The organism is Comamonas serinivorans (assembly GCF_002158865.1).
In the GTDB taxonomy this organism is placed as follows: Bacteria; Pseudomonadota; Gammaproteobacteria; order Burkholderiales; family Burkholderiaceae_C; genus Comamonas_E; species Comamonas_E serinivorans.
The window spans coordinates 3677424-3703445 of record NZ_CP021455.1 but is presented as its reverse complement, the minus strand read 5'-3'; the positions used below and the strand labels follow the sequence as shown (position 1 = coordinate 3703445).

26 protein-coding genes and 1 tRNA gene are annotated in these 26022 nt (G+C 64.8%); 12 read left to right on the top strand and 15 right to left on the bottom strand.

What is annotated here, in order from left to right; translation table 11 throughout:
- Window positions 1-103: 103 nt before the first annotated feature.
- The 7 genes from CCO03_RS15800 to mpl all read right to left on the bottom strand — a co-directional run bounded on the left by CCO03_RS15800 (window position 104) and on the right by mpl (window position 7184).
- The gene (locus CCO03_RS15800; protein WP_087282589.1) at window positions 104-331 is read right to left on the bottom strand and encodes a DNA gyrase inhibitor YacG; all 228 of its coding nucleotides are present in this window, start codon (window positions 329-331) and stop codon (window positions 104-106) included.
- A 3-nt stretch (window positions 332-334) separates the two neighbouring features.
- Complete coding sequence (zapD, locus tag CCO03_RS15795) at window positions 335-1096, bottom strand: cell division protein ZapD (protein WP_087284808.1); 762 nt, start codon at window positions 1094-1096, stop codon at window positions 335-337.
- Window positions 1097-1221: 125 nt separating this feature from the next.
- Entirely contained in the window at window positions 1222-1827 is a 606-nt protein-coding gene (coaE, locus tag CCO03_RS15790) for a dephospho-CoA kinase (protein WP_087282587.1), read from the bottom strand.
- A complete protein-coding gene (locus CCO03_RS15785; protein ID WP_236903886.1) occupies window positions 1824-2693 on the bottom strand; it encodes a prepilin peptidase in 870 nt (289 codons plus the stop codon). Before CCO03_RS15785 ends, coaE begins: the two co-directional genes overlap by 4 nt.
- Window positions 2694-3911, bottom strand: a complete 1218-nt coding sequence (locus CCO03_RS15780; RefSeq protein ID WP_087282585.1) for a type II secretion system F family protein — start codon at window positions 3909-3911, stop codon at window positions 2694-2696.
- A 19-nt stretch (window positions 3912-3930) separates the two neighbouring features.
- Window positions 3931-5664: a type IV-A pilus assembly ATPase PilB gene (pilB, locus tag CCO03_RS15775; RefSeq protein WP_236904156.1), complete on the bottom strand. Its 1734-nt coding sequence runs from the start codon at window positions 5662-5664 to the stop codon at window positions 3931-3933.
- Window positions 5665-5798: 134 nt separating this feature from the next.
- Window positions 5799-7184 carry a UDP-N-acetylmuramate:L-alanyl-gamma-D-glutamyl-meso-diaminopimelate ligase gene (gene mpl, locus CCO03_RS15770; RefSeq protein WP_087282582.1) on the bottom strand — a complete coding sequence of 462 codons (1386 nt, stop codon included), beginning with the start codon at window positions 7182-7184 and terminating at the stop codon, window positions 5799-5801.
- Window positions 7185-7263: 79 nt separating this feature from the next.
- Here mpl and CCO03_RS15765 point away from each other — a divergent pair, with 79 nt between their 5' ends.
- The 7 genes from CCO03_RS15765 to CCO03_RS15735 all read left to right on the top strand — a co-directional run bounded on the left by CCO03_RS15765 (window position 7264) and on the right by CCO03_RS15735 (window position 13754).
- Window positions 7264-7869 (top strand): hypothetical protein, encoded by a 606-nt coding sequence (locus CCO03_RS15765; RefSeq protein ID WP_087282580.1) that lies wholly within the window; start codon window positions 7264-7266, stop codon window positions 7867-7869.
- A gap of 146 nt (window positions 7870-8015) precedes the next feature.
- Window positions 8016-8399 carry a TlpA family protein disulfide reductase gene (locus tag CCO03_RS15760; RefSeq protein ID WP_236903884.1) on the top strand — a complete coding sequence of 128 codons (384 nt, stop codon included), beginning with the start codon at window positions 8016-8018 and terminating at the stop codon, window positions 8397-8399.
- Between the two features lie 108 nt (window positions 8400-8507).
- A complete protein-coding gene (gene accB, locus CCO03_RS15755; RefSeq protein WP_087282576.1) occupies window positions 8508-8960 on the top strand; it encodes an acetyl-CoA carboxylase biotin carboxyl carrier protein in 453 nt (150 codons plus the stop codon).
- Between the two features lie 9 nt (window positions 8961-8969).
- Complete coding sequence (accC, locus tag CCO03_RS15750) at window positions 8970-10322, top strand: acetyl-CoA carboxylase biotin carboxylase subunit (RefSeq protein WP_087282574.1); 1353 nt, start codon at window positions 8970-8972, stop codon at window positions 10320-10322.
- 24 nt (window positions 10323-10346) lie between these two features.
- A complete protein-coding gene (prmA, locus tag CCO03_RS15745) occupies window positions 10347-11246 on the top strand; it encodes a 50S ribosomal protein L11 methyltransferase (RefSeq protein WP_087282572.1) in 900 nt (299 codons plus the stop codon).
- A 144-nt stretch (window positions 11247-11390) separates the two neighbouring features.
- Window positions 11391-12800: a zinc-ribbon and DUF3426 domain-containing protein gene (locus CCO03_RS15740; protein ID WP_087282569.1), complete on the top strand. Its 1410-nt coding sequence runs from the start codon at window positions 11391-11393 to the stop codon at window positions 12798-12800.
- A gap of 42 nt (window positions 12801-12842) precedes the next feature.
- Window positions 12843-13754, top strand: a complete 912-nt coding sequence (locus CCO03_RS15735) for a carbohydrate kinase family protein (protein ID WP_087282567.1) — start codon at window positions 12843-12845, stop codon at window positions 13752-13754.
- Window positions 13755-13862: 108 nt separating this feature from the next.
- On the opposite strand, the gene CCO03_RS15730 is transcribed toward CCO03_RS15735, so the two are convergent.
- The 6 genes from CCO03_RS15730 to CCO03_RS15705 form a co-directional block, all read right to left on the bottom strand.
- A complete protein-coding gene (locus tag CCO03_RS15730; protein ID WP_205690321.1) occupies window positions 13863-14459 on the bottom strand; it encodes a hypothetical protein in 597 nt (198 codons plus the stop codon).
- A 472-nt stretch (window positions 14460-14931) separates the two neighbouring features.
- Entirely contained in the window at window positions 14932-15501 is a 570-nt protein-coding gene (gene ampD / locus CCO03_RS15725) for a 1,6-anhydro-N-acetylmuramyl-L-alanine amidase AmpD (RefSeq protein ID WP_236903881.1), read from the bottom strand.
- A complete protein-coding gene (locus CCO03_RS15720; protein WP_087282563.1) occupies window positions 15494-17008 on the bottom strand; it encodes a sigma-54-dependent transcriptional regulator in 1515 nt (504 codons plus the stop codon). Before CCO03_RS15720 ends, ampD begins: the two co-directional genes overlap by 8 nt.
- Before the next feature lie 5 nt (window positions 17009-17013).
- Complete coding sequence (locus tag CCO03_RS15715; RefSeq protein ID WP_169717482.1) at window positions 17014-18672, bottom strand: sensor histidine kinase; 1659 nt, start codon at window positions 18670-18672, stop codon at window positions 17014-17016.
- A 65-nt stretch (window positions 18673-18737) separates the two neighbouring features.
- Window positions 18738-18971, bottom strand: a complete 234-nt coding sequence (locus CCO03_RS15710) for a PP0621 family protein (RefSeq protein ID WP_087282559.1) — start codon at window positions 18969-18971, stop codon at window positions 18738-18740.
- Window positions 18972-18976: 5 nt separating this feature from the next.
- Window positions 18977-19783, bottom strand: a complete 807-nt coding sequence (locus CCO03_RS15705; protein ID WP_087282557.1) for a cytochrome C assembly family protein — start codon at window positions 19781-19783, stop codon at window positions 18977-18979.
- A gap of 101 nt (window positions 19784-19884) precedes the next feature.
- Here CCO03_RS15705 and ffh point away from each other — a divergent pair, with 101 nt between their 5' ends.
- Together ffh and CCO03_RS15695 are read left to right on the top strand one after the other, a co-directional pair.
- Window positions 19885-21291 carry a signal recognition particle protein gene (gene ffh, locus CCO03_RS15700; RefSeq protein WP_087282555.1) on the top strand — a complete coding sequence of 469 codons (1407 nt, stop codon included), beginning with the start codon at window positions 19885-19887 and terminating at the stop codon, window positions 21289-21291.
- Between the two features lie 121 nt (window positions 21292-21412).
- Window positions 21413-22354: an NUDIX hydrolase gene (locus CCO03_RS15695; RefSeq protein WP_236903879.1), complete on the top strand. Its 942-nt coding sequence runs from the start codon at window positions 21413-21415 to the stop codon at window positions 22352-22354.
- A 361-nt stretch (window positions 22355-22715) separates the two neighbouring features.
- Here the strand turns inward: CCO03_RS15695 and CCO03_RS15690 are convergent.
- A tRNA-Pro gene (locus CCO03_RS15690) sits at window positions 22716-22792 on the bottom strand.
- 25 nt (window positions 22793-22817) lie between these two features.
- On the bottom strand, window positions 22818-23747 hold the full coding sequence (locus CCO03_RS15685) for a polyprenyl synthetase family protein (RefSeq protein ID WP_087284805.1): 930 nt from the start codon (window positions 23745-23747) through the stop codon (window positions 22818-22820).
- A gap of 331 nt (window positions 23748-24078) precedes the next feature.
- On the opposite strand from CCO03_RS15685, the gene rplU reads away from it, so the two are divergent.
- The 3 genes from rplU to cgtA all read left to right on the top strand — a co-directional run bounded on the left by rplU (window position 24079) and on the right by cgtA (window position 25911).
- Window positions 24079-24390, top strand: a complete 312-nt coding sequence (gene rplU / locus CCO03_RS15680; RefSeq protein WP_087282550.1) for a 50S ribosomal protein L21 — start codon at window positions 24079-24081, stop codon at window positions 24388-24390.
- A gap of 13 nt (window positions 24391-24403) precedes the next feature.
- Window positions 24404-24664, top strand: coding sequence for a 50S ribosomal protein L27 (rpmA, locus tag CCO03_RS15675; RefSeq protein WP_087282549.1), 261 nt, complete (start codon window positions 24404-24406; stop codon window positions 24662-24664).
- 173 nt (window positions 24665-24837) lie between these two features.
- Entirely contained in the window at window positions 24838-25911 is a 1074-nt protein-coding gene (cgtA, locus tag CCO03_RS15670; RefSeq protein ID WP_087284803.1) for an Obg family GTPase CgtA, read from the top strand.
- The last annotated feature ends 111 nt before the right edge of the window (window positions 25912-26022 follow it).

Genomic DNA, 26022 nt, shown 5'->3' with positions numbered 1-26022 from the left:
GTTGAGGTTCTGCTGCGCGTGTATACCGCCATGGGGTATGGCTTGATGGTCGTTGATCCTTTAACGAAAATCTTGCCATACTGCTGATCCGAGCCTGAGGCGCTCAGCGCGTCGGATTCGGATCGGCTGGCGGTGCGTCGGGGTCGGGTGTCGCATCGACGGGCACGCGGAACTGTTCGCTGGCCCAGGCACCCAGGTCCACGCCTTTGCAGCGGGCGCTGCAAAACGGCCGGTACGGGTTGTCGCTGGCGTAGCGGCTGGGGCCGCCGCAGCCCGGGCAGGTGACGGTGCGGGGCTGCAGGGTCGGAGGGGAGGGACGTGGGGCCGCCATGGGTCAGCCTCCGGCGCACAAGGTGAGCTCGAACGCGGTGTCTTCGCGGTGGGGTTCGAGCTTGGCGTTGACGTCATGCCGCGTCATGCGCACCGAGATCATGAGCCGGTTGCCGCTGATTTCGGGCACCAGCCCCAGGTGTTCGTCGAGCAGCACGCGCACCAGCTGAAACGAGCGCGCCTGCGGCAACGGCTGCTGGAACTGCCCATGCTTGGCCAGCACGCGCTGGGGCGTGCCCGCGTCCCGCAGCATCTGCAGCAGCAGGCCGATGGCCTGGGCCATGGGGGTGATGGGCTTGATCCACTCGGCCAGCTGAAACTTGCGCTCCTGCACCGGGCGGTTCTGCCAGGCGTGGTACGCCGGCAGGTCGAACGAGCAGGTGCCGCCGGGGATCACGGTGCGGCTGCGCACGCTCATCAGCCAGTCGTTGTCCAGCAGTTCGCTGCCGGCCTTGCCCTGCTGCTGGTTGAGGGCCGCGTAGGCGGTGTCCAGCTGGGCGATGACGTGGTCCAGGGCCGACTCGACGATGGCCGGGTTGCCCCGGTAGCTGTTCATCAGGCCCTTCTGGCGATCCAGGTCTTTGAGGATGTCGGCCTTGAGGTCGGCGCGGGCGGCCACATCCATGATCTCGAACAGCGTGAGCAGCGCGAAGTGATGGTCGTAGGCCGTATCCCTGGCCATCATCTCGCTGAGACGGTGCAGCATCTGCTCCAGGCGCAGATAGGTTCGGATGCGTTCGTTGAACGGGTATTCGTACAGGATCACACTGGCGCCGGCAGCTGCTTCCATGGGGCCACGATCACGGGGTTGGCGTCACGCACCGTGCAGCGGCACGGCATGTGCAAGGCCCATCGTGAACTCGATGGATGGAATGAGGGGTTGGAAGCTGCCTATGATAGCCCGAAGCGGCCGATGGCTTGTTTCACCATGCTGGTGAGCTCCTCCAGCGTCTTGTCCTCGTTCAGCAGCACGACATCGGCCGCCGCCAGGCGCTGTTCGCGCGTGGCCTGCGCGGCCAGGATGCGCAGGATGGCCTCGCGCGGGAGCTGGCTGCGGGCCTGCACGCGTGCGATCTGGGTGGCTTCGCTGCAATCGACCACCCAGATTTCATCCAGGCGCTCGCGCCAGTTGCCGAAGGATTCAACGAGCAAGGGTACGTCGTGCACGATCAGCGGCAGCTGTGCAGCCTTTGCAGCAGCCTCGCGCTGGGCGCTGATGCTGGAAATCAAGGGATGGATGATGTGTTCCAGCCGCGCCTTGGCGGCGGGGTCCTGAAACACCAGGTCACGCATGGCGGCGCGGTTCATGCTGCCGTCGTCCAGCACCATGGCTTCGCCGAACTCCATCGCGACCTGCGGCATGGCCAAGCCGCCAGCGGCCGTGAGGTCGCGCGAGATCTGATCGGCATCGATCACCGCCGCGCCCGATGCCGCCATGATCTGGCAGACCGTGGATTTGCCGGAGCCGATGCCCCCTGTGACGCCAATGACTGTCATGCACCCAACACCAAATGACCCATCCCCTGCAACAACGCGGGCCCGCCCAGAAACATGGCCAGGAATCCCGCACCCGACAGAAACGGGCCAAAGGGGATGGGATCGCCTTGTCCGCTTTTGCGCATGGCCTTGAGGGCCACGCCCACCACGATGCCCACCACACAGGACAGCAGGATGATGGGCACCAGCGCTTGCCAGCCGAACCAGGCACCCAGGGCGGCAAACAGCTTGAAGTCACCGTTGCCCATGCCGATCTTGCCGGTGAGCAGCTTGAAGGCCTGGGTGACGGTCCACAGCGACAGGTAGCCGGCGAGCGCGCCCAGCACGGCCATGGCGACGGGCACGCCGGTCCAACCGACCACCGAACCCAGCAGGCCCAGCCACAGTAGGCTGTAGGTTAAATCGTCGGGCAGCAACTGGGTGTCCCAGTCGATGCAGGTCATGCTGACCAGCAGGGCAGAAAACGCGCACCAGGCCAGTGCGGCCCAGGTGGCGCCGAACTGATGGCCGCACCAGGCAAACAGCAGGGCCGTGACCGCCTCGATCACCGGGTAGCGGGCGCTGATGGGGGCCTTGCAGCCCGAACAGCGTCCCCGCAAGGCCAGGTAACTGACCACCGGGATGTTCTCGTACCAGCGGATCTGGTGACCGCAATGCGGGCAGGCAGACCGAGGGGCCCACAGCGTGTAGGGCGCGGTGTCGACCGCCTCCTGGCCCAGGAGCTCGCGGCAATCCTGAGCCCACTCCTGCTCCATCATCTTGGGCAGGCGGTGGATCACGACGTTGAGAAAGCTGCCGACCAGCAGGCCGAGCACACCCAGCAAGCCCGCCACGGCAGCAGGGGGCAGGTAAGACAGATCCAGCACTTAAACCACTTGCCCCAATTGGAAGATGGGCAGGTACATGGACACCACGATGCCGCCAATGATGACGCCGAGCACGACGATGATGATGGGCTCCATGAGGCTGGACAGGCCGGCCACGGCTTCGTCCACCTCGGCTTCGTAGAAGTCGGCCGCCTTGCCCAGCATGTGATCGAGCGAGCCGGATTCTTCGCCGATGGCAGCCATCTGCAGCACGATGCTGGGGAACAGGTTGACGTTCGTCATGGCCGTGGTGAGGCTGGTTCCCGTCGACACCTCTTGTTGGATCTTCTCGGTGGCTTGGGCGTAGATGGCATTGCCAGACGCGCCGCCCACCGAGTCGAGCGATTCGACCAAAGGCACACCGGCTGCGAACATGGTGGACAGCGTGCGCGTCCAGCGCGCGACGATCGACTTCTCGACCAGGGGGCCGAAAATCGGCAGTTTCAGCAGGAGCCGGTCCATGACGAGCTGTACCTTGGCGTTGCGTCTCCAGGCCTGCATGAAGAAGAAAACGGCGGCAAAGATCAGTGGGAACATCCACCACCAGTGCGCGACGAAGAACTCGCTGATGGCGATGGTGAACAAGGTCGGCGCCGGGAGGTCGGCGCCGAAGTTCGAGAACACCTCCTTGAACGCCGGGATCACGAAGATCATGATGATGGACACCACGACAAAGGCGACCACGATCACGGCGATGGGGTACATCAAGGCCGATTTGATCTTGGACTTGATCGCCTCGGTCTTTTCCATGTAGGTGGCCAGGCGGTCCAGGATGCTTTCCAGGATGCCGGCAGCCTCACCGGCTTCCACAAGGTTGCAATACAGGTTGTTGAAGTACAGCGGGTACTTGCGGAAGGCCGAAGACAAGGAGGTGCCGGTTTCCACATCGGCCCGAATGTCGTTGAGCAGCCGTGCCACGCTGGGGTTGGGGTTGCCTCGGCCCACGATGTCGAACGACTGCAGCAGGGGCACGCCGGCTTTCATCATGGTGGCCAGCTGGCGCGTGAAAATGGCGATGTCCCGCGGCTTGATGCGCTTGCCCGAGCGCATCTTGCGCTTTTTGATCTTGGTGGTGACGATGCCCTGACGCCGCAGCGTCGCCTGCACCTGGGCCTGGCCACCCGCCCTCAGCTCGCCACGAACGATCTTGCCGTGTCGGTCTTTTCCTTCCCATTCGAACAGCACATCCGAACCTGATCGCAAAGCAGCTGTGGCCATGGTCTTTCCTGATTCTTGATCATTCGTTGGTGACGGCCAGGACTTCTTCCAGCGACGTCACACCCAGCTTCACCTTGTGCAAGCCAGAGCGTCGAAGCGAGCGCACGCCTTCCTGACGCGCCTGCTTCGCGATTTCCAAGGCACTCCCGTCGGCCAGGATGATGCGTTGAAGGTCTTCCGTGATGGGCATGACTTCATAGATGCCGACCCGGCCCTTGTAGCCGTTGTTGCACTTGCCGCAGCCCACCGGGCGGTAGGGCACCCAGCTGCCGTCCAGTTCTTCTTCGTCAAATCCGGCATCCAGCAGCGCGTCACGCGGAACGTCGATGGGCTCCTTGCAGGCCGGGCACAGCCTTCGCCCCAGCCGCTGCGCCGTGATCAGGATGACGCTGGATGCGATGTTGAAGGGCGCAATGCCCATGTTGCGCATGCGCGTCAAGGTGGTCGGGGCGTCGTTGGTGTGCAGCGTCGACAGCACCAGGTGACCCGTTTGAGCGGCCTTGATGGCGATGTCGGCGGTTTCCAGGTCCCGGATTTCGCCCACCATGATGATGTCGGGATCCTGGCGCAGGAAAGCCTTGAGGGCGGTGGCGAAGGTCAGCCCCGCCTTTTCGTTGACGTTGACCTGGTTCACGCCGGGCAAGTTGATTTCCGACGGGTCTTCTGCCGTGGAGATGTTGACACCGGGCTTGTTCAGCAGGTTCAGGCAGGTGTAGAGCGACACGGTCTTGCCCGAGCCGGTCGGGCCGGTCACCAGAATCATGCCGTAGGGGCGGGCAATGGCCTCCAGCAGGCGCTCTTTTTCAATCGGCTCATAGCCCAGGGCGTCGATGCCCATCTTGGCGCTGCTGGGGTCCAGGATCCGGATGACGATTTTTTCGCCAAACAGCGTGGGCAGGGTGCTCACACGGAAGTCGATCACGCGTTCCGGACCCAGCTTGAGCTTCATGCGCCCGTCTTGAGGAACGCGCTTTTCCGAAATGTCCAGGCGGGAAATCACCTTGATGCGGGACGCCAGCTTTTCTTTGATGCCGGGCGGCAACGAGGTGATTTCGCGCAGTTCGCCGTCGATGCGGAAGCGCACGCGGTAGCTGTGCTCGAATGGCTCGAAATGCAGGTCGGAGGCCCGCATGTTGTAGGCGTCGACCAGCATCTTGTGCAGAAAGCGCACGATGGGCGCGTCTTCCACATCGCTGGTGTCGTCTTTGCCGCTGTCGTCTTCGCCATCGGTGGCGAAAGACGCATCGTCGAAGCCGAAATCGGTGGCGATGAAGTTGCCGACTGCCTCATTGGCCGAGCCGGTGACAGCGGCAATGGCTTCCTGCAGCTTGTCGTATTCAGCGACCACCCATTCCACCCCCAGCTGGGTGGTGAACTTGATCTTCTCAGCCGCTTCCTGAAGGGTGGGGTCGGCGGTGGCCACGACCAGCCGCCCGCGCTTCTTGGCCAGCGGCAACACCGCATACTGCCGAGCCAGTTTGGCGTCGATGAGGTCTTTGGGCAGGCTGTCGTAATCCAGCGAAGCCAGATCCAGCAACGGGGCGGCCAAGGTGTCGGCCAGGGTGTGCGCAACCTCGGAAGCCGTCACCACGCCGCGACTGATGAGTTCGGGCAAAAACGCCGTGGTGTCGCCTTTGACCTGCTCAAAGGCCTTGCCCGCCGTCGCTTCGTCCACCCTGCCTGCTGCAATCAGCGCGCGGCCCAGCCCCGGCAGGGCGGTGGCAAAACTCTTACTGGCCAGGGTGGACTCCATGCTCGCTAGACGTGACAGTTGCAACAAGTTGTGCTCGATCATCCGTCAATTGAAGGGGATCTGCAAATTCCTCGCGCTCTAAAAACTTGAATGCGTAGAAAAGTAGCCGCTTTGTGTCGCACAAATGTGAAAGCTCAGGGCCGGGCTGCAAGTGCCGCCAGAAGCCGCTCGTGGATGCCGCCGAAACTGCCGTTGCTCATGCAGATCACCTGGTCGCCTGCTTGGGCGTCCAGGGCGATGCGGGCCACCAGCTCTTGCAGGTCGGCGGTGCAGAAGGCTTGGCTGCCGAGCGCGGCTTGAACATCCCAGTCCAGCCCATGGGTGTGGCAGTAGACCCGGTCGGCTGGGGACAAGGCTTGGGGCAGCTGAGCCTTCATGCTGCCGAGCTTCATGGTGTTGCTGCGGGGTTCCAGCACGGCGAGGATGCGCGTTGTGGGGCCCACTTTTCGGCGCAGTCCGTCCAGGGTGGTGCGAATCGCGGTGGGGTGGTGTGCGAAGTCATCGTAGACGGTGACGCCCTGAGCGGTGCCTTTGAGCTCCATGCGCCGCTTGACGTTGTCGAAGTTGCTCAAGGCCGCGGCGGCCACCTCGGGATCGACGCCCACGTGCCCTGCAGCGGCCAAGGCGGCCAGGGCGTTGAGCTGGTTGTGGCGACCATTCAGAGACCAATCCACGCAGGCCACCGTCTCACCGTTTTGGACGATGTCAAACCGCGCGTCGGTGCCGCGTGCCTCATAAGCGCATCCGGCACCCCCAAAGCGCAGCACGTCGCTCCAGTGACCCATGGCCAGAACCCTCCGAAGGTGGGCATCTTCCCCGTTGACGACGATGCGACCACTGGCAGGAATCGTGCGCACCAGGTGATGGAACTGGCGCTCGATGCTCTCCACGTTGTCGAAGATGTCGGCGTGGTCGAACTCCAGGTTGTTCAAGATCGCGGTGCGCGGCCGGTAGTGCACGAACTTGCTGCGCTTGTCGAAAAAGGCGGTGTCGTATTCGTCGGCCTCGATCACGAACAGGGGGCGATCGGCTGTGGTGGACGATGAACCCAGGCGCGCCGAGGTGCCGAAGTTGAGGGGCACGCCGCCAATCAGAAAGCCGGGTGTCAGACCGGCTTGATCGAGGATCCAGCTCAACATGGCGCTGGTGGTGGTTTTGCCGTGGGTGCCGGCCACCGCCATCACATGCCGGCCCTGCAGCACATGCTCGGCGAGCCATTGCGGGCCACTGGTATACGGCGCCCCCGATTCCAGGATGGCCTCCATGAGGGGATACCTGGCTTCACCATTCGGGAGCCGTGCCCGGCTCACCACGTTGCCGACGACGTACACATCGGGGCGCAGGTGCATCTGATCGACGCCATAGCCCTCGATCAGCTCGATGCCCAGCGCGCGCAGCTGGTCGCTCATCGGGGGGTAGACCCCGAGGTCGCATCCCGTCACGGTGTGCCCCGCTTCCCGAGCCAGGGCGGCCAATCCGCCCATGAACGTGCCGCAAATGCCGAGTACATGAATGTGCATGGCGGGATTGTAGAAGCGGGCTGCGGGCCCTCTTGGCCTTGCGTCAGCTGGTGAGGTGGCCAAGCCTCACAATCCCGCCATGGACATCAGTTTGGAAATCGCTCAAGCCGCCGCGCGGCTGATCGTGGACGAGGGACTGGACTATGGCTCGGCCAAGCGTTTGGCGGTCAAGCAACTGGGACTGCCGCCCCGTTCACCCATGCCGGGGAACGACGAAGTGGAAGTCCAGGTGCGAGAGCACATCGCCATCTTCCATGCCGATACCCAGCCCGGTGAACTGGCGGCGCTGCGTGCCCTTGCCCTGCGCTGGATGGAGCGGCTGGCCGAGTTCCGCCCGCACCTGTCCGGCGCTGTCTGGCATGGCACCGCGACACGAATGTCGGACATTCACCTGCAATTGTTTTGCGATGACTCCAAATCGGCGGAGATTGCGCTCATCGATCAGCAGATTCACTATCAGCCGGCCACGGTGACGGGCATGCATGGCCGGCCGGTGGAGGCGTTGACGGTGGTGGTGCGCAGTCGCGAATTGGCGTCGGAGGTGGCTGTTCACCTGATGGTGTACGACCACGACGACTTGCGAGGCGCGCTCAAACCAGATGCACAGGGCCGCGTGCCGCGCGGTGACCTGCAGGCAGTTCGCAACTTGGTGAGTGCGGCGCAGGCACAAGGAGGGACGGCATGAGTGCTTCACGTCGGCGGCTGCTGCAAGGCGCCGGTCTGGGCGCGTTGGCCTTGGGGGTCGGGGCTGACGTCTTGTGGCGTCAAGGTGGGCAAGCTGGGGCCCTGGGTGCCGCCGAATCGGCATTGTGGGCGTTTCCGGCTGAAGGCATGACCGAACAGCCTTTGCACCTGAGCGCGTTTCAGGGCAAACGGGTCGTGGTCAATTTCTGGGCCACCTGGTGCGCGCCTTGCGTGGAAGAATTGCCGCTGCTCAGCCGCTTTCATGCAGACCATGCGCAAGCGGGCTGGCAGGTCGTGGGCCTGGCCCTGGATCAACGCGCAGCAGTGACCCAGTTTCTGCGGCGCGTACCCGTTGAATTTCCTGTTGGCCTGGCGGGAGCGGGTGGCGTGGAACTGATGCGCCAACTGGGCAACGACCGCGGAGGATTGCCGTTCACCGTGGTTCTGGATCGCCAGGGCGTGCTGGTCCAACGTAAAATCGGTCAATTGTCCTCTTCTGATTTGAAAAACTGGTTGCAGATGTTGGCTTGAATGAGAGTCATCGTCTTTGCGATTCAAGGCAATAGATGATGAATGAGGATGTCTTGATGACTGTTCGCGGCGTTTGCTGCAAATCTGGGGCGACGATCGCCATACTTCATGGACCTGCGTAAACTCAAAACACTGATTGATCTCGTGTCGGACTCCAACGTTTCCGAGCTGGAGATCACCGAGGCGGAAGGGCGTGTTCGCATCGTCAAGGGCGGCCCTGTGGTGACGACGGTGGCGCCGCTGCAGGTGGCTGCGCCCGTGGCGGCTCCTGCGGTCGCCGCTCCTGCCGCTGCACCGGCTGCCGATGCAGCGCCTGCCGCGGCTGCGGGCCATGAAGTCAAATCGCCCATGGTGGGCACCTTCTATTCGGCCCCCAGCCCGGGCGCCAAGGCGTTCGTGCAAGTGGGCTCCCAGGTCAAGGTGGGCGATACCCTCTGCATCATCGAGGCCATGAAGATCCTCAACGAAATCGAGGCGGACAAGGCCGGCGTGGTCAAGCAGGTCCTGGGTGACAACGGCCAGGCCGTGGAATACGGACAGACCCTGTTCGTCATCGAGTGAGCGATCCCGATGTTCAAAAAAATTCTGGTTGCCAACCGGGGTGAGATCGCGCTGCGCGTGCAGCGCGCCTGCCGTGAACTCGGCATCAAGGCCGTGATGGTGTATTCCGAGGCCGATCGCGATGCCAAGTACGTGAAGCTCGCAGACGAAGCAGTCTGCATCGGCCCGGCGCCTTCGGCGCAGAGCTACCTGAGCATGCCGGCCATCATCTCGGCGGCCGAGGTGACGGATGCCGAAGCCATTCACCCCGGCTATGGCTTCCTGAGCGAGAACGCCGACTTCGCCGAGCGCGTGGAGCGCAGCGGTTTTCAGTTCATCGGTCCGACCGCGGAGAGCATTCGCCTGATGGGCGACAAGGTGTCGGCCAAGCAAGCCATGATCAAGGCCGGCGTGCCCTGCGTGCCGGGTTCGGATGGCGAATTGCCCGATGACCCCGTGCAGATCCGCCGCATTGCCAAATCCATCGGCTACCCGGTGATCATCAAGGCAGCGGGCGGCGGTGGTGGCCGCGGCATGCGGGTGGTGCACACCGAGGCCGCCCTGGTCAATGCCGTGCAGATGACCAAGAGCGAGGCGCAGGCAGCCTTCGGCAACGCCGCGGTCTACATGGAGAAGTACCTGCAGGATCCGCGTCACGTGGAAATTCAGGTGCTGTGCGACAAACACAAGAACGGCGTGTACCTGGGTGAGCGCGATTGCTCGATGCAGCGGCGCCACCAGAAGGTCATCGAGGAGGCGCCGGCGCCGGGCATCCCGCGCCGTCTGATCGAGCGCATCGGCGAGCGTTGCGTGGCCGCCTGCAAGAAGATCGGCTACCGTGGAGCCGGCACCTTCGAGTTCCTGTATGAAAACGGCGAGTTCTACTTCATCGAGATGAACACGCGCGTGCAGGTGGAGCATCCGGTCACCGAAATGATCTCGGGCGTGGACATCGTCCGCACGCAGATCCTGGTGGCTGCTGGTGAAAAGCTGCCCTTCACGCAGCGCAACATCGAGTTGCGCGGCCATGCCATCGAATGCCGCATCAATGCGGAAGACCCGTTCAACTTCATGCCCTCACCGGGCCGCATCACGCAGTGGCATGCGCCGGGCGGTCCCGGCATCCGGGTCGACTCGCACGTCTACAGCAACTACTTCGTGCCGCCGAACTACGACTCCATGATCGGCAAGGTGATCGCGTACGGCGACACGCGCGAGCAGGCCATGGCCCGCATGCGCAATGCCCTGGGCGAGACGGTGGTGGAAGGCATCAAGACCAACATCCCGCTGCACCGCGAGCTGTTGCTGGATGGCAAGTTCATCGAAGGCGGCACCAACATCCACTACCTGGAGCAGTGGTTGACGCAACGCAACAAGGACTGAGCAGTGAGCGACACAGCTTCTGGCATGCATGAGCTGCGCCTGCGGTGTGCCCTGGCCAACGTGGACACCGTGTGCGAGGCGCTGGAAGCCTTGGACGCCCTGTCGGTGTCGGTCGAGGATGCCAACGCCCTGACGGCCGACGAGACCCCCTTGTTTGGCGAGCCGGGCATGCCGCCCCCGCAGCCCGGCTGGGAGGCCTCCTTGATCGTGGCCTTGTTTGCCTCGCGCGCCCAGGCGGACGAGGCGGCCCAGCTGATTCAACTTCAGCCCTTCTTCGCCGATGGCGAAGTGGCTGGGGTGGTGCCCCTGGCCGAACAGGATTGGGTGCGGCTGACGCAATCGCAATTCGAGCCGGTGGAGATCACGCCCGAGTTCTGGATCGTGCCGACCTGGCACGAGCCGCCCGCGCAGGCCGTCAAACTGATTCGCCTGGACCCGGGCCTGGCGTTTGGCACGGGCACGCACCCCACCACACGCATGTGCCTGCGGTGGATCGCTCGCCAAGCCCCGCAGCAGCCCGAGGCGTTGGCCCGTGTGCTGGACTACGGTTGCGGATCGGGGATCCTGGCCATCGGGGCCGGCAAGTGGGGGGCGGCCCGGATCGATGCCGTGGACATCGATCCCGATGCCGTGACGCAGACCGAGCGCAACGCCCTGGCCAACGGCGTGCAGTTGCAGGCCGGCCTGCCAGACCAGGCGCAAGGCGAGTACGACACCGTGCTGGCCAACATCCTCGCTCAGCCCCTGAAGGTGCTGGCGCCGTTGCTGGTGTCGCATGTGCGGCCGGGCGGGCACCTGGTGCTGGCCGGCGTGCTCGAGCGCCAGGTGGACGAGCTTCAGCAAGCCTATGCCCCATGGGTCTCCTTGTCCGTGGCGGATCGGGAGGATGGCTGGGTGCTGCTGCATGCGCACAAGCCTGCCTGACGTCCGCTGCATCGCCTGATGCGGGCGGGAGACACCCGGCAACCCGCCTTCGGGACGAGTTCCGAGACGCGGTGCAGGCTGCGTGTGGCTGTGGCCGCCATCCTTCCACGACCCGCCTTGGCATCGCCTTAGAATTCCTGCCCCATGAGCCGCATCACCCGTTGCCCCAGCTGTGAGACCCTGTTCAAGGTGGTGCCCGATCAGCTGCGTTTGTCGCAAGGCTGGGTGCGCTGCGGCAGCTGCGGCACGGTGTTCGATGCCGGCGAGCAGATGCAGCACACCGAACCCAGACCGGGTTCTGATTCGGCCGACGCCGGCCATTCGGGATGGCCGCTGCTGCTCGACGATGCCGCGCGCGAGGGCGAAGGTCTCCGCCCACCATCTGGGGGTGATGCATCACAAGGTATTGAGCAGTATGCTCCCGTTGTCGTTGATGACCAAACGGTGACACCCGCATACCCCCATTTGAATGAGGCGACCGAGGAACCGCTGGCGCGAGACGCCGAGCTGACGACCACGGTGGTGCTGACCAACGCCAGCTTTGCAACGCCCGAGGAGTCCTCGCCGGCGTCGCTGATGGAGGGGGTGCAGCCGCTGGGGCAGCCCGCGGCCGTGGCCGAGCCATCGACCGACGCGCCGGGGCAGGCGCAGCCTCTGCCGACCATGTCGCAGACGCCCGCGGTGGCCTCTGTGGACTTCGTCATCAGTCAGCTTGATGCGGAATTGCCTGCACCGGCGGACGATGCCCAGGCCCGCGATGCCCGCAGCGACCATGCGCGTGACATCGCCTCGCACATCATCCGCAGACGCAATGCCGGCCCGGCCGACAAGGCGGAGATGCCGGCCCTGGTCAAGGCCAGCGCAGAGGTTACAGGGGCCCCGCCGCCTCTGCGCGAAGCCGCCTGGGCGGCGCCGGCCCGCAGCGAGGATGCGGAGCGCACCGAACGTGACCGTGCCAGCCGCGCCAAGGCTCCTGCACGCAAAGCCCGGCCCCGCAAGCCGGCGCCCGCGCCTGTCGTGCAGCCGCCTGAAGACGACGTGCCTTCGTTCGTGCGCGATGCGCAGCGCCGCCAGTTCTGGCGGCAGCCGTGGGTGCGGGTGAGCTTGGTGCTGGCGCTGGTGCTGGTCGGCGCGCTGCTGGCCTTGCGCTGGGTGCACGACCGGCGCGACTGGCTGGCGGCCAGCTACCCCGACGCCAAGCCCGGGCTGGTGACCCTGTGCGGCGTGCTGGGCTGCGAGGTGAAGCCCTACCGCCTGCTCGATGGGGTGGCCATCGAGGGCTCGTCCTTCAACCGCCTGCCCAGCGGCGAATTCCGACTCAACCTCAGCGTGCGCAACATCGAACGGCTGGAGCTGGCGACGCCGGCGTTCGAGCTGTCGTTGACCGATGCCCAAGACCAGGTGCTGCTCAAGCGCGTGCTGCAGCCCGGCGACGTCAAGGCGCCTCAGGTTCTGCTGCCGCGCCGGGACTGGAGCGGGGGCCTGACCCTGTCGCTGGACCCGCAACTCTCCTCGCAAGTGGCCGGCTATCGCGTGCTGGCCTTTTACCCCTGACGACCGGTTCAACCGGCAGCCGTCACTCACTTTTTCGTTGCCATGGCCAGTTTGATTTGCGGCTCCGTCGCCTACGACACCATCATGGGATTCGGTGGTCAATTCGCCGACCAGATCCTGCCCGACCAGTTGCACATCCTCAATGTGTCCTTCCTCGTGCCCAGCATGCGGCGCGACTTCGGCGGCTGTGCCGGCAACATCGCCTACGCCCTCAAGCAGCTGGGTGGCGAGCCCGTGCCCCTGGCGGCCATCGGCGATGACGGCGAGCCTTACCTGGCCCATTTGCGGGCGCAGGGCATCACGACACAAGGCGTGCGGGCCGTGCCGGGCACCTTCACGGCGCAGGCCATGATCATGACCGACCGCGACAACAACCAGATCACCGCGTTTCATCCGGGCGCCATGCAGCATGCCCATGAACAGGTGGTGCCTGAATTGCCAGGTTTGCGCGTGGCCATCTTGGCGCCCGATGGCCGCGAGGCCACGCTGACGCATGCCGAGCAGCTGCAGGCCCACGGCGTACCCTTTGTGTTCGACCCCGGACAGGGCCTGCCGATGTTCGATGGCCCCACCCTCGACGGCCTGGTGGCCAAGGCCGACTGGATCACCGTCAACGACTACGAGGCCAGGATGCTGTGCGATCGGCTGCAGACCAACGAGGCGGAGCTGTCGCGCCGGGTTCGGGGCCTCGTGGTCACCTTGGGGGCACAAGGCTGCACGGTGTGGGAAGCGGGGCAGGCGACCTCGGTGCCCGGTGTGGTCGCCGACGCGGTGGTGGACCCCACGGGTTGCGGCGATGCCTGGCGCGGGGCCTTCCTGCATGGGCTGGAGCAAGGCTGGTCGCTGGTGCGCTGTGCCGAGCTCGGCAACCGCATCGGCGCGCTGAAAGTGGCCGTGCAGGGCCCGCAGAACTACACGGTGGATGCCCAGATGCTGGCGACCTGGCTGGCTTGAGGGCAGGCCAGTATCCAGCCATTGCCGTTGATTTCATGACGGAAACCATGGCATACCCATGAAAAAAGCCTGGCGCATGGCCAGGCTTTTTTCATGGGGAAGCGCAGCTCAGGGCTTGCTGCTGGTCGGGAACGGCCAGGTCGCCTTGGGGCTGAGTTTCGACGTCGGCAAGGCCTTCTTGGCGGCGCTTTTCTTGGTGGCAGCCTTGGCAGGTGCAGCGGCCTTGGGCGCCGCCACAGCCTTCTTGGCCGGTGCAGCTGCGGCCTTTTTGGCCGGCGCCTTGGCAGCAGCCGACTTGGCGGGAGCAGCCGCCTTCTTGGCCGGCGCCTTGGCAGCAGCCGACTTGGCGGGAGCGGCCGCCTTCTTGGCCGGTGCCTTGGCAGCAGCGGACTTGGCCGGAGCGGCAGCCTTCTTGGCGGGCGCCTTGGCAGCAGCGGACTTGGCTGGAGCGGCAGCCTTCTTGGCCGGTGCCTTGGCGGCGGCCGACTTGGCGGGAGCCGCCTTCTTGGCCGGTGCTTTGGCTGCAACCTTGGCGGGCGCAGCGGCAGCCTTCTTGGCGGGAGCAGCCGCCTTCTTGGCCGGTGCCTTGGCAGCAACCGTCTTGGCCACGGTGGCCTTCTTGGCCGGCTCAGCCTTCTTGGCTTCAGGCTTGGCGGCCTTCACCTTCTTCTCGTCGGATTTGCTTGCGGGCTTTTTGCTAGCCATGTCGAATCTCCTATGTGGCAACAAGTATCAACAGTGGAGTGGCTTCGCCCGCGCCTGCTGATCCGCACGGAACGATGATGGCGCTGCCCTCAAGCACGGCACCATGACTGGGTGTCTGGATTGCGGGGGTACTGGTACACCGCCAATCGGCACTGACCTGCACACAGCGGCGTTCGGCCCTTCGAGCCCGAAACACGCGATGCGTGCACGTCGGCGACCCTCGCGAATTTGCGACGTGCTCAGATTATGGTAGCAAGCCGACGAAATTCATAGCGCCCATGCCATGAATGTCAACTGGACGTTCGCAACTTGTTGTGTGCCCACATCGTCTGGGCACGCCCTGCGCGGTCAAAAGGTCGGTGAGATCGTGCATACCCCCACCGAATGGCCCGCAGGCATGGGTATGGCGCGCAAAGCCCGATGGCTTGGTTTTTTCGGGCGATTTCTGAGTTTGCGTCGCTGGTTTGGCGGATCAAACGGCCAGCGTCAGGGGCGTGCCATGCAGCAGTTCAGCCAGGCGAGGCCAGTCGAAACCGGGGCCTGGATCGGCTTTGCGCCCGGGGGCTATGTGCTCGTGACCTGCCACGCATTTCAGGGGGTAGTGGGCTGCAATGCTTTCAATCAAATCGGACAAGGCATGATACTGCGGTGTCTCAAAGCGAGAGCCTTCCAGGCCTTCAAGCTCGATGCCGATGGAAAAATCGTTGCAGTTGGGCCGACCTTGAAAGCTGGATTGACCCGCGTGCCAGGCCCGCGCGTCGCAGCTGACGAATTGCACGACCTCGCCGGTCCGCCGGATGAAGAAGTGCGACGACACCTCCAGCCCGCGGAGGGCGGTGAAGTAGGGGTGGGCGTCCCAATCGAGCTGGTTGGTGAACAGCTGCTCGACCTGCGGGCCCCCGTACTCACCCGGCGGCAGGCTGATGGAGTGCACGACCACGAGGTCGATGCTGGCCTGCGCAGGCCGGGGGCCGAAATTGGGTGAAGGCCGATGGACGATGCCGCTGAGCCAGCCGTCACGCCACAGGGTGGGGTCAGGCATCGTCGTCATGGCCGGGGGCGTTGATGTTCAGCCGTGCCATGCGGTAGCGGATCTGACGCAGGTTCAGGCCCAGCTTGGCCGCCGCCGCGGTGCGGTTGAAGTTCGTCTCTTCCAGGGCCTTGACCAACACCTGGCGCTCTTGTTCGTCCAGCCATTTGGACAGGTCGGCGGGCAAGGTGGTGTCGCTGGCCGGAACCTGCGACGTGCGGACCGGTGCAGGGGGCACGATCGGGAACTCGGGCGTCGTGGAGGGCGTCAGCGGGATGTCGATGGCGAGGACTTCGGGGTCGTCGGCCAGCGACGTGTCCAGCTGCAGCTTCGATTCATCGCCCAGCGCGATGGCGCGTTGCAGCAGGTTTTCCAGCTCGCGCACGTTGCCTTCCAGCGGCAATGAGGCGAGGGTGCGGAGCTGCCGCGGCGTCAGGTGGGGTATGGGGTAGCCGCTTTCGGTGGCCAGCTTGTCCAACAGCGCGTCGCACAGGGCAGGCAGGTCTTCCAGGCGGTCGCGCAAGGCGGGCAACAGGATTTCGATGACGTTCAGCCGGTAGTACAAGTCCTGGCGGAAGGTGCCCTGCTGCACGGCAGCCGCCAGATCCCGGTGAGTGGCGCTGACGATGCGCACGTCCACGGCTTCTTCCTGTGTGGTGCCCAAGGCGCGCACTTTGCGTTCCTGCAGGGCGCGCAGCAGCTTGGCCTGCATGGACAGCGGGAGTTCGCCGATTTCATCGAGGAACAAGGTGCCGCCTTGCGCGGCTTGAAAGAAGCCCGGGCGGTCCTGGGTGGCGCCGGTGAACGAGCCTTTGCGGGCGCCGAAAAATTCGGCCTCGAGCAGGGCTTCGGGAATGGCGCCGCAGTTCACGGCGACAAACGGTCCCTCGCTGCGGTGGCTGCAGGCATGGACGCCCTTGGCCACCAGCTCTTTGCCGGTGCCGGATTCGCCGCGCACCAGCACGGGCGCCATGGAGCGGGCTGCCTTCACGATGCGTGCCCGCACGTTCTGCATCAGCGCGGAGTTGCCCACCAGGCGATGGAGCGCCGCTTCGCCGGCGGGATGGGTCATGCTGCCGGGATCGCGTTCAGCGGCCAGGGGAGCCGGCGCGGTACTGCGCTCTTGCGCCGCGACGGCGGGGGGCGCCTGCGCCGCCAAGGCCGTGCTCACGACGGCGCGGAACTGTTTGAGATCGACCGGCTTGGTGAGGTAGTCGAAGGCACCGGCCTTCAGGGATTCGACGGCGCTTTCGGCCGAGCCATAGGCGGTGATGACCACGGCCTTCTCGCGCCGCTGTGTTTGCGTGACGTGCTGCAGGATGTCCAGACCCAGGCCATCCGGCAGTCGCATGTCGGTGATGATGAGGTCGAAGCCATGGCCTTTGAGCAAGGACATGGCCTCGCTCACCGTGCCGGCCGCCTCCACCTTGTGGCCTTCGCGCAAAAGGGTGAGCTCATACAGGGTGCGCAAATCCGGTTCGTCGTCCACGATGAGAATGCGAGCGGGGGTAGCGGGCATGGGTGTCAGCGGCTGGTGTCAGCGTCAGGGTCCAAGGGGGCGTTGGCCGTGTGTTGCCAGCGCTTCATGCTGATGAAGAATTCGTTGCCTTGTTGGGTGCTGCCGTTGATCTGGCGTGGCGTGCGCTCGTAGGCGATGGCCCCGCCATGTCGGTGGCACAGTTCCTGGCAAATGTAGAGGCCCAGCCCGCTGGAGCGGCTTTCGGATGAGAAAAAGGGCTCGAACAAGTGCTTTTGCACGCCTTGGTCCAGCGCCTTGCCGTCGCTCCAGACCATGAGCAGCACGGGGCCGGTGGCCCGGTCCGCATGGGTGCTGACTTGGATGGCGCCTTGGGCGTGCGTGGCGTAGCGGGCGGCATTGTCCAGCAGGTTCACGAGGATCCGGCGCAGGTGGTCGGGGCGAAACGCCGCCAGCACCTCGTCGGCGCTGAGTTTGACCTGCAGGCGCGTGCCCACCTGGTGCTGATCGGCCCACTCCTGGCACAGGGTGCGGACGTGGGCATCCAGCGCGAGGGCGTCGGACTCGTCGCGCTCGCCGACTTCCTTCACGCGGGCAACGTCCAGGATGTCGTCGACGATGCGCCCCAGGCGCTGCGCGTTTTGCTCGACCATGCCCGTCAGCCGGCGTGCCATGGGGTCGTTCAACTCCTCCTGCAGCAAGGCGTTGGCCTGGGAGATCGCCGCCAGGGGGTTGCGGATCTCGTGGGCCACGGCGGCCGACATGCGGCCCATGGAGGCCAGTTTTTCGGTGCGCAGCTTGGCCTCCGATTCGCGCAGGTCCTGCATGAACATCAGGCACATGGGGCGCTGGGCGGCTTCTGGCGACGAGGTGGTTTGCGTGTTCACCGTCAGGTGCACCTGCGTGCGGGAGCGCTGGGTGACGTTGATCTCCGCATGGTCGATGGCGCCACGGGCAAAGGTCAGCTTGGCCACGTCCACCAGCTCGATCCAGCCGGCCTGGTCGGTCAGCCTGAGCGAAGCCAGCAGGTGTGTTTCAGGCAGCCCCAGCATGGTCAGCGCGGCCGGGTTGGCCGAGCGCACCTGCAGTTTTTCGTTCAGCACCAGGATGCCCTGAGGCATGGCATCGATCACGCGTTCGTTGATCAGCCGCATGATCTGCGCCTCGGCGCGGCTGCGCTGCGCATCGGCCTGGGTACGCCGGGCGTGGGCTTGGGCCTGCTGCAGCCGGTGGGTGAGCTGGTTGGTCAGCAGCGCCACCAGCAACAAGCCCGTGGAGGCCAGCGCGCCCTGCATCAGGCCGGAGGTCACCTGAGCGTCCAGGTGCTGGCCGGTCAACCAGGGCTCGCCCAGCAAGATCAGCGTGCACAGCGCCGCCGTGCCCAGTGCCAGCTTGCGGGTGGCCAGCACCCCCGAGGTGAGGACGGGGTACACGAACAAGGGCAGGTAGGTGAGGGTGCCGCTGCGGGTGAACTGCAACATGCCGAACATCACCACATCGACCAGCGCCGTGGCCACCCATTGCCGTGCAAAGGCGTTGCCCGGCCTCACCGGGTTGAACACCACGCGGACCAAGACGGTTTGCGCCAGGTAGGCGACGCACAGCGCAAAGGTCCACAGGCCCTGGTTGGAGTACTTGATGTTGTTGATGGTCAACACCATCTGCAGCAACAACAGGGCGAAGGCGATCAGCACACGCCCCGTCATGAAACCCTGCCACAGCCGCGCCAACCCGTCGCGAGGGGCAGGCGTGCGGGACGATGTGGCGGCCATCATGAGCGCGAGGGTTCGCTCGCCTGCTGGTGCGCGCGGCTGCAATATGCCCCGAGGCGGCCCTGAACCGCCTCGTGCTGGGGGACGTGCACGCCGCAGTGGCGGCAGGCCAGCATGGGGGTGGCGTGCGTCACCTGCGGCCGGCGGCGGCGGGACTGAGCCGCATGCAGCTTGCGCGCCTGCTGGCGCTTGACCAGCCAGACGCCGGCCAGGACGGCCAGGAGCAGCACCATGTATTTCAAGCCGGTGTCCTCAACACCACTTCCAGGACGAAGCGGGACCCCACATAGGCCAGCAGCAGCAGTGCCGAGCCGGCATACAGCATGCGCAGGGCGCGCTTGCCGCGCCAGCCAAACCGCCAGCGCCCGAACAGCAGCACCGCAAACACCAGCCAGGACAGCAGCGCGAACACGCGCTTGTGGTCCCAGCGCCAGCCCAGATGCGCCTTGCCGTACAGCGCTTCGCCAAACAAGGTGCCCACGAGCAAGGTGGCGGTCAGCAGCACGAAGCCCGCCGCCACGAAGCGGAAGGTCAGGCGCTCCAGCTTCAGCAAGGGCACGCCGGCATCGGCCTCTTGCCCTTGGCGGATGCGGGATTCCGAACGCGCCATGACCCAGCCGTGCACCACGGCCACGGCAAACAGGCCATAGGCCGCGATGCCCAGTGCCCAGTGCAGGGGCAGCAGCACGGAGTGGGTCGGGGGCAGGGGGTGGCCCGGAAACGCCAGCGTGAGCAGCAGCACCGCCGTGCCAAATCCGGCCAGGGCGAGGCGCGCCTTCATCTGCGGCATGACCTGGCTCTCCACCAGGTACACCGTCATCATCAGCCACACGGTGATGGAACAGGTCTGGGCGAAACCGAAATGCGGCGGGGTGCTGAACAGATCCTGTCCAATGGCACATCCGTGCAGCAGCCAGGCCAGCATCAGGGACACGCGCGCTGCCCTCGCACTCAGGCGCTTGCCGGCCAGGGCGACCAAGCCGTAGACCAGTGCGGCCAACCCGGGCAAGGCCCAGTGGCCCAAAGACGCACTCGCTAAAATCATGCAATCAGTTTAGTGGTTGGCTTCAAACCAGAGGGTTTGGGCACCGAGCTCGATTCCCGGCGCTTTCGCGCGCCACGCCGTCCTCGTTCAGGTTTTCACGCATGGCAACCGCACTCACCGACAAATTATCGCTGCTGGTCAAGAAGATCAGCGGCCAGGCCCGCATCACCGAAGAGAACGTGGCGGACATGCTGCGCGAGGTGCGCATGGCCTTGCTGGAGGCCGACGTGGCCTTGCCCGTGGTGCGCGATTTCGTCGCCCGCGTGAAAGAGAAGGCTTTGGGCCAGGAGGTCCTGGGCTCGCTCAAACCGGGCCAGGCCCTGGTGGGCATCGTCAACAAAGAGTTGGCCGCCACCATGGGCGAAGGCGTGGCCGATCTCGATCTGGCGGCGCAGCCTCCAGCCGTGATCCTGATGGCCGGCCTGCAGGGCGCGGGCAAAACCACCACCACGGCCAAGCTCGCGCGGCACCTGATTCAAAAGCGCAAGAAGAAGGTGTTGACCGTGTCCGGGGACGTGTACCGACCCGCGGCCATCGAGCAGTTGAAGACCGTCACCGCGCAGGCCGGCGCCGACTGGTTCCCCAGCGACCCGTCGCAAAAGCCGGTCGACATTGCCAAGGCGGCGCTCGACCACGCGCGCCGCCAGTTCTACGACGTGTTGCTGGTCGACACGGCGGGCCGCTTGTCCATCGACGAAGCCTTGATGGCCGAAATCAAGGCCTTGCATGCCGAGCTGAACCCGGTCGAAACCCTGTTCGTGGTGGACGCCATGCAGGGCCAGGACGCCGTCAACACCGCCAAGGCGTTCAAGGAGGCCTTGCCGCTCACGGGCATCGTGCTGACCAAGATGGACGGCGATTCGCGCGGCGGTGCAGCGCTGTCGGTGCGGCAGATCACCGGGGCGCCGATCAAGTTCGCGGGGGTGTCCGAAAAGATCGATGGTCTCGAGGCGTTCGATGCCGAGCGCCACGCCGGCCGCATCCTGGGCATGGGCGACATCGTCGCCCTGGTCGAGCAAGTGGCCACGGGCGTGGACATGGAGGCTGCGCGCAAGCTGGCTGACAAGGTCAAGACCGGCAGTGGTTTCGACCTGGAGGATTTCCGCAACCAACTGCAGCAGATGAAGCAAATGGGGGGCTTGTCCAACCTGATGGACAAGCTGCCGACGCAGATTGCCGCCAAGGCCAGCGAGGCGGACCTGACCCGCGCCGAGAAGGACATCCGCCGCAAGGAAGGCATCATCAACTCGATGACGCCAAAGGAGCGGCGCAAGCCCGAGCTCATCAAGGCCACGCGCAAACGCCGCATCGCCGCCGGTGCCGGCGTGCATGTGCAAGAGGTGAACCGGCTGCTCAAGGAGTTCGAGCAGATGCAGGGCATGATGAAGCAGATGAAGGGTGGCGGCCTCATGAAGATGATGAAGCGCCTGGGGGGCATGAAAGGCTTGATGGGCGGCGGAGGCATGCCCCCGGGCCTGGGTGGTCCGGGCGGAAAGCTGCCGTTTTGAGCGTGCGTGGAATCTTTGAGAGGTATGGGGGTATCTGCGGGCTGCCGATGAAATTCAAACGGCAAATGGCGCATACTCCCTGGAGTTTGCTCGAAGCCACATCCGGCATGCGAGGCGCGCAGTGACGCAATCCGTCCATGCCGAATTGGTGGCAGTGCTGGTCGCCGTCACCCAGGGTCAACCCCGCGTGCTGACCATTCAGGGCGGCAGTCTGTTGCCCGCCGGGCCGTTTGAGGCCGAACACCGCTCCTTGCAGATGGGCTTGCGCGCCTGGGTCGAGGCGCAGACCCATCACCCGCTGGGCTATGTGGAGCAGCTCTACACCTTTGCCGATCGCGATCGTGCGTACGCCGATGGCGCCCGCATCGTGTCCATCAGCTACCTGGCGTTGACGCGGGAGCCGGAGGGGGATGACCCGAGCGGCTCGGCCGATTCGCAGGCGGGCTGGCAGGACTGGTACCGTTACTTCCCCTGGGAAGACTGGCGGGAGGGCGCGCCCGCCGTCATCGAGGCGCATGTGGTGCCGGCCCTGCAAGGGTGGGCGCACCAGGTCGAAGGTGAGCGCGCGCAGCGACGCTGGCAGCGTGCGGCCGCAGCCTTTGGGCTGGATGGCAGCGACTGGAACGAAGACCTGGTTCTGCAGCGCTATGAACTCATGTTCGAAGCGGGTTTGGTCCCTGAAGCCGTGCGCAGGCATGGGCCTGCGCTGCATGCCCCCCTTGCCGGCTTGGGCGCGCCCATGGCGCACGACCACCGGCGCATCCTGGCCACGGGCATCGCGAGGTTGCGGGCCAAGATCAAGTATCGGCCCGTGGTGTTTGAGCTGATGCCGCCGGCGTTCACCCTGCTGCAGCTGCAGCAGACCGTGCAGGCCTTGGCCGGTCGCGTGCTGCACAAGCAAAACTTCCGGCGCCTGATCGAGCAACAAGACCTCGTCGAGGAAACCGGTGCACTGACGCAGGCGGGCGCCGGTCGACCCGCCAAGCTGTTTCGGTTTCGCCGCGACGTGATGCTGGAGCGCGCCCTGGCGGGCAGCAAGCTGCCCCTGGCGCGTGGGGGCTGAGGTTCTGACCATTGGTTGGCCTGGCGGTGATGCCTTGCTGGCGGGCTGGCCGAATGGGGTATGGCGTGGAATGCTCATCCACAGCCCTGACATGTCCCATGGCCAGCTTCCCAGCGCGCAAGCCACCTGCGCAGGCCGCCATTGCAGCGACAGGTGAGGGACACACGGTGCAGGAGTATGCGGCTTTTGTCGATTCAGAGTGAACGGCAATCGGCCAATACTCCTTTGATTCGACATCGGCTCGCGTGGGCCTGCACACTGCGGCGAGACCCAACAATCGGCATTACACCCCTTCATGGAGTGTGCGAGGGACTGGCAATGAAAAGGGCCAAATCAGTCACCTGATTTGGCCCTTGTATCCTGGTCGGGGTGAGAGGATTCGAACCTCCGGCCTCTACGTCCCGAACGTAGCGCTCTACCAGGCTAAGCTACACCCCGATACTGTTGCGGCGGCTTGTGCGGGTCAAGCGCGCCGCGAAAGCAGCTGAGTCCCCAATTGTATCAGGGCTTCGCGGTATTCCGACGGCGGCAGCACAGAAATTGCATCGATGGCGCGTTGCGCCTCGGATTGCGCGGCCTGGCGAGCCACATCCAACGCACCCGATCGCGCCACGATGGCGATCACCTGCTCGAGTGCCTCGGTCGAGCCTTCTTCGATGGCATGGCGGATCACGGCGGCATCGCTCTCGGCGCTGCGCTGCATGGCGGCAATCAGCGGCAGCGTGGCTTTGCCCTCGCGCAGGTCATCGCCGATGTTTTTGCCCATTTCGGCCGAGGCGCCGTCGTAGTCCAGCACGTCGTCGATGAGCTGGAACGCCGTACCGATGGCTTGCCCGTAGGTCGCACAGGCCTCTTCGATGGCGGGGGGCTGCTCGGCGAGCAGGGCGCCAATGCGCGCGCTGGCCTCGAACAGCTTGGCGGTCTTGGAGCGAATCACGCGCAGGTACTCGGCTTCGCTGAGCGAGGCGTCGTGCATGTTCATGAGCTGCAGGACTTCGCCCTCGGCGATGACGTTGGTCGCTTCGGCCAGCACCTCCATCACGCGCATGTTGTGCGACTCGACCATCATTTGGAACGCGCGCGAATAGAGGAAGTCGCCTACCAGCACGCTGGCGGGATTGCCGAATACCTCGTTCGCGGTGTCCCGGCCGCGGCGCAGCGTGGAGGCGTCGACCACGTCGTCGTGCAGCAGGGTGGCCGTGTGGATGAACTCGACGACGGCGGCCAGCGTGTGACGGGTGGGTTCGCGGTAGTTCAGTGCGCCGCAGACCAGCAGCAGCATGGCGGGACGCAGGCGTTTGCCGCCGGCTGAAATGATGTAGCGCGCGACCTGGCCCACCAGGGGCACGCCCGAGTCCAGCCGGTTGCGGATCACGTGGTCGACCGCATCCATGTCGGGTGCGATGAGCGACAAAGGGGAAGGGGGGGCAGAGGACAAAACGGACGGCTCGACTGGCTTGGAATGGCCAAAATTATAGGGAGGGGCGGAGCCGGGTCCGTTGCGGTTCACCGGGGGGCTCCTGAGTGGCGCGTGCTTCACGACCCGCCTGGTCCGAGGGGTGCTCGCTGACCTCGTGCGCAGGCCTTGTGCAAGCAGCTGCCAAAAGTGCTAGAATCTTGGGCTCTTTGCAAAAAGAGTGGCGTGGTTTGCGCAATGACCGCTTCGGGTGACCGAGTGCGGCGGATTGCGAGACACGCCAAGGCAATTATCTCGAAGGATTCCTATGTACGCGGTCGTAAAAACCGGTGGCAAGCAGTATCGCGTTGCTGCCGGCGACAAGATTAAAGTAGAACAGATTGCTGCGGACGTTGGCCAAGAGGTGGTGCTCGGCGAGGTGCTGGCAGTGGGTACTGGCAGCGACCTGAAGATCGGCACGCCCCTGGTGTCTGGCGCAACCGTGACGGCCAAGGTCGTCTCCCAAGGCAAGCACGACAAGGTGCGCATTTTCAAGATGCGTCGTCGCAAGCACTATCAAAAGCGTCAAGGCCATCGCCAACTCTTCACCGAGCTGGAAATCGGCACCATCAACGCTTAAGGAGTAAGACCTCATGGCACAGAAAAAAGGCGGCGGCTCAACGCGAAACGGGCGTGATTCCAAGCCCAAAATGCTCGGTGTGAAGGCCTTCGGTGGTCAGACCATCTCGGCTGGCTCCATCATCGTGCGCCAGCGCGGCACCAAGTTCCACGCCGGTGTGAACGTGGGCCAGGGCAAGGACCACACGCTGTATGCGCTGGTGGACGGTCGGGTCAGTTTTGCCACGCGCGGTGCGCTGGGCAAGCAAGTGGTGGACATCACCCCCGCTGCCTGATCGATGGAGGCCGACACTTCGGTGTCTGTTCCAGCTGGACCAAGCCCCGCTCGCGGGGCTTTGTTTTTGGTCGACGCAGAACAGGTGCCCCGGGGGTCGGTCTTCAGGTTGAAGGTCTGGCATTTAAACATTCGACGGCGCGGCATCGCGCATCGCCGTTGTGAGGCATGGCCATGAAATTTGTTGACGAAGCCTACATTGACATTGCCGCAGGCGACGGGGGCAACGGCTGTGTCTCGTTCCGCCACGAAAAGTACAAGGAATTTGGCGGCCCCAACGGCGGGGATGGTGGCCGTGGCGGCCACGTCTGGGCGTTGGCCGATGTGGGTTTGAACACCCTGGTCGATTACCGCTACTCGCGCCGCCACGAGGCCAAGCGTGGCGAGCACGGCATGGGGTCGGACATGTTCGGCGCGGCCGGCGACGACATCACGCTCAAGATGCCCGTGGGCACCATCATCTCCGACGCCGAGACGGGCGAGGTGCTGTACGAGTTGCTCACGCCGGGCGAGAAGCTCATGATTGCCAAGGGTGGCGACGGCGGGTTCGGCAACCTGCGTTTCAAGAGTGCCATCAACCGCGCACCGCGGCAAAAGACGCCGGGGTGGCCCGGCGAGCGCAAGAACCTCAAACTCGAGCTGAAGGTGCTGGCGGATGTGGGCTTGCTGGGCATGCCCAATGCGGGCAAATCCACGCTGATTGCGGCGGTGTCGAATGCGCGGCCCAAGATCGCCGACTACCCCTTCACGACCTTGCACCCCAACCTGGGGGTGGTGCGTGTGGGGCCTGAGCAGAGCTTTGTGATTGCCGATGTGCCGGGGTTGATCGAAGGCGCGTCGGAAGGTGCGGGCCTGGGCCATCAGTTTCTGCGCCACCTGCAGCGCACGCGCCTGCTGCTGCACATCGTCGATGCGGCCCCGTTTGACGAGGCGGTGGACCCCGTGGCGCAAGCCAAGGCCATCGTGGCCGAGTTGAAGAAGTTCGACCCTGAGCTCCATGCCAAGCCGCGCTGGCTGGTGCTGAACAAGATGGACATGGTGCCCGAGGATGAGCGCGCCGCGCGCGTCAAGGACATCGTCAAGCGCCTGCGCTTCAAGGGGCCGGTGTATGAGCTGTCGGCTCTGACGCGCCAGGGCTGTGAGCAGCTGATGCGGGACATCTTCCAGCAGGTCGCTGCCGAGCAGCCGTCGCTGGACGATCTGGAGGTGGACCCGCGCTTCCGGCCTGTGGATGGCGAGGTGGGCTGAGGCCAGTCAGCCAGTCCGCTTGAGGCGGTTGTTCAATTGAAACCATCAAAAGGAGTATGGGTCAATTACCATTATGAAAATAACGGAAATGCCTGCATACTCCTGTTGATC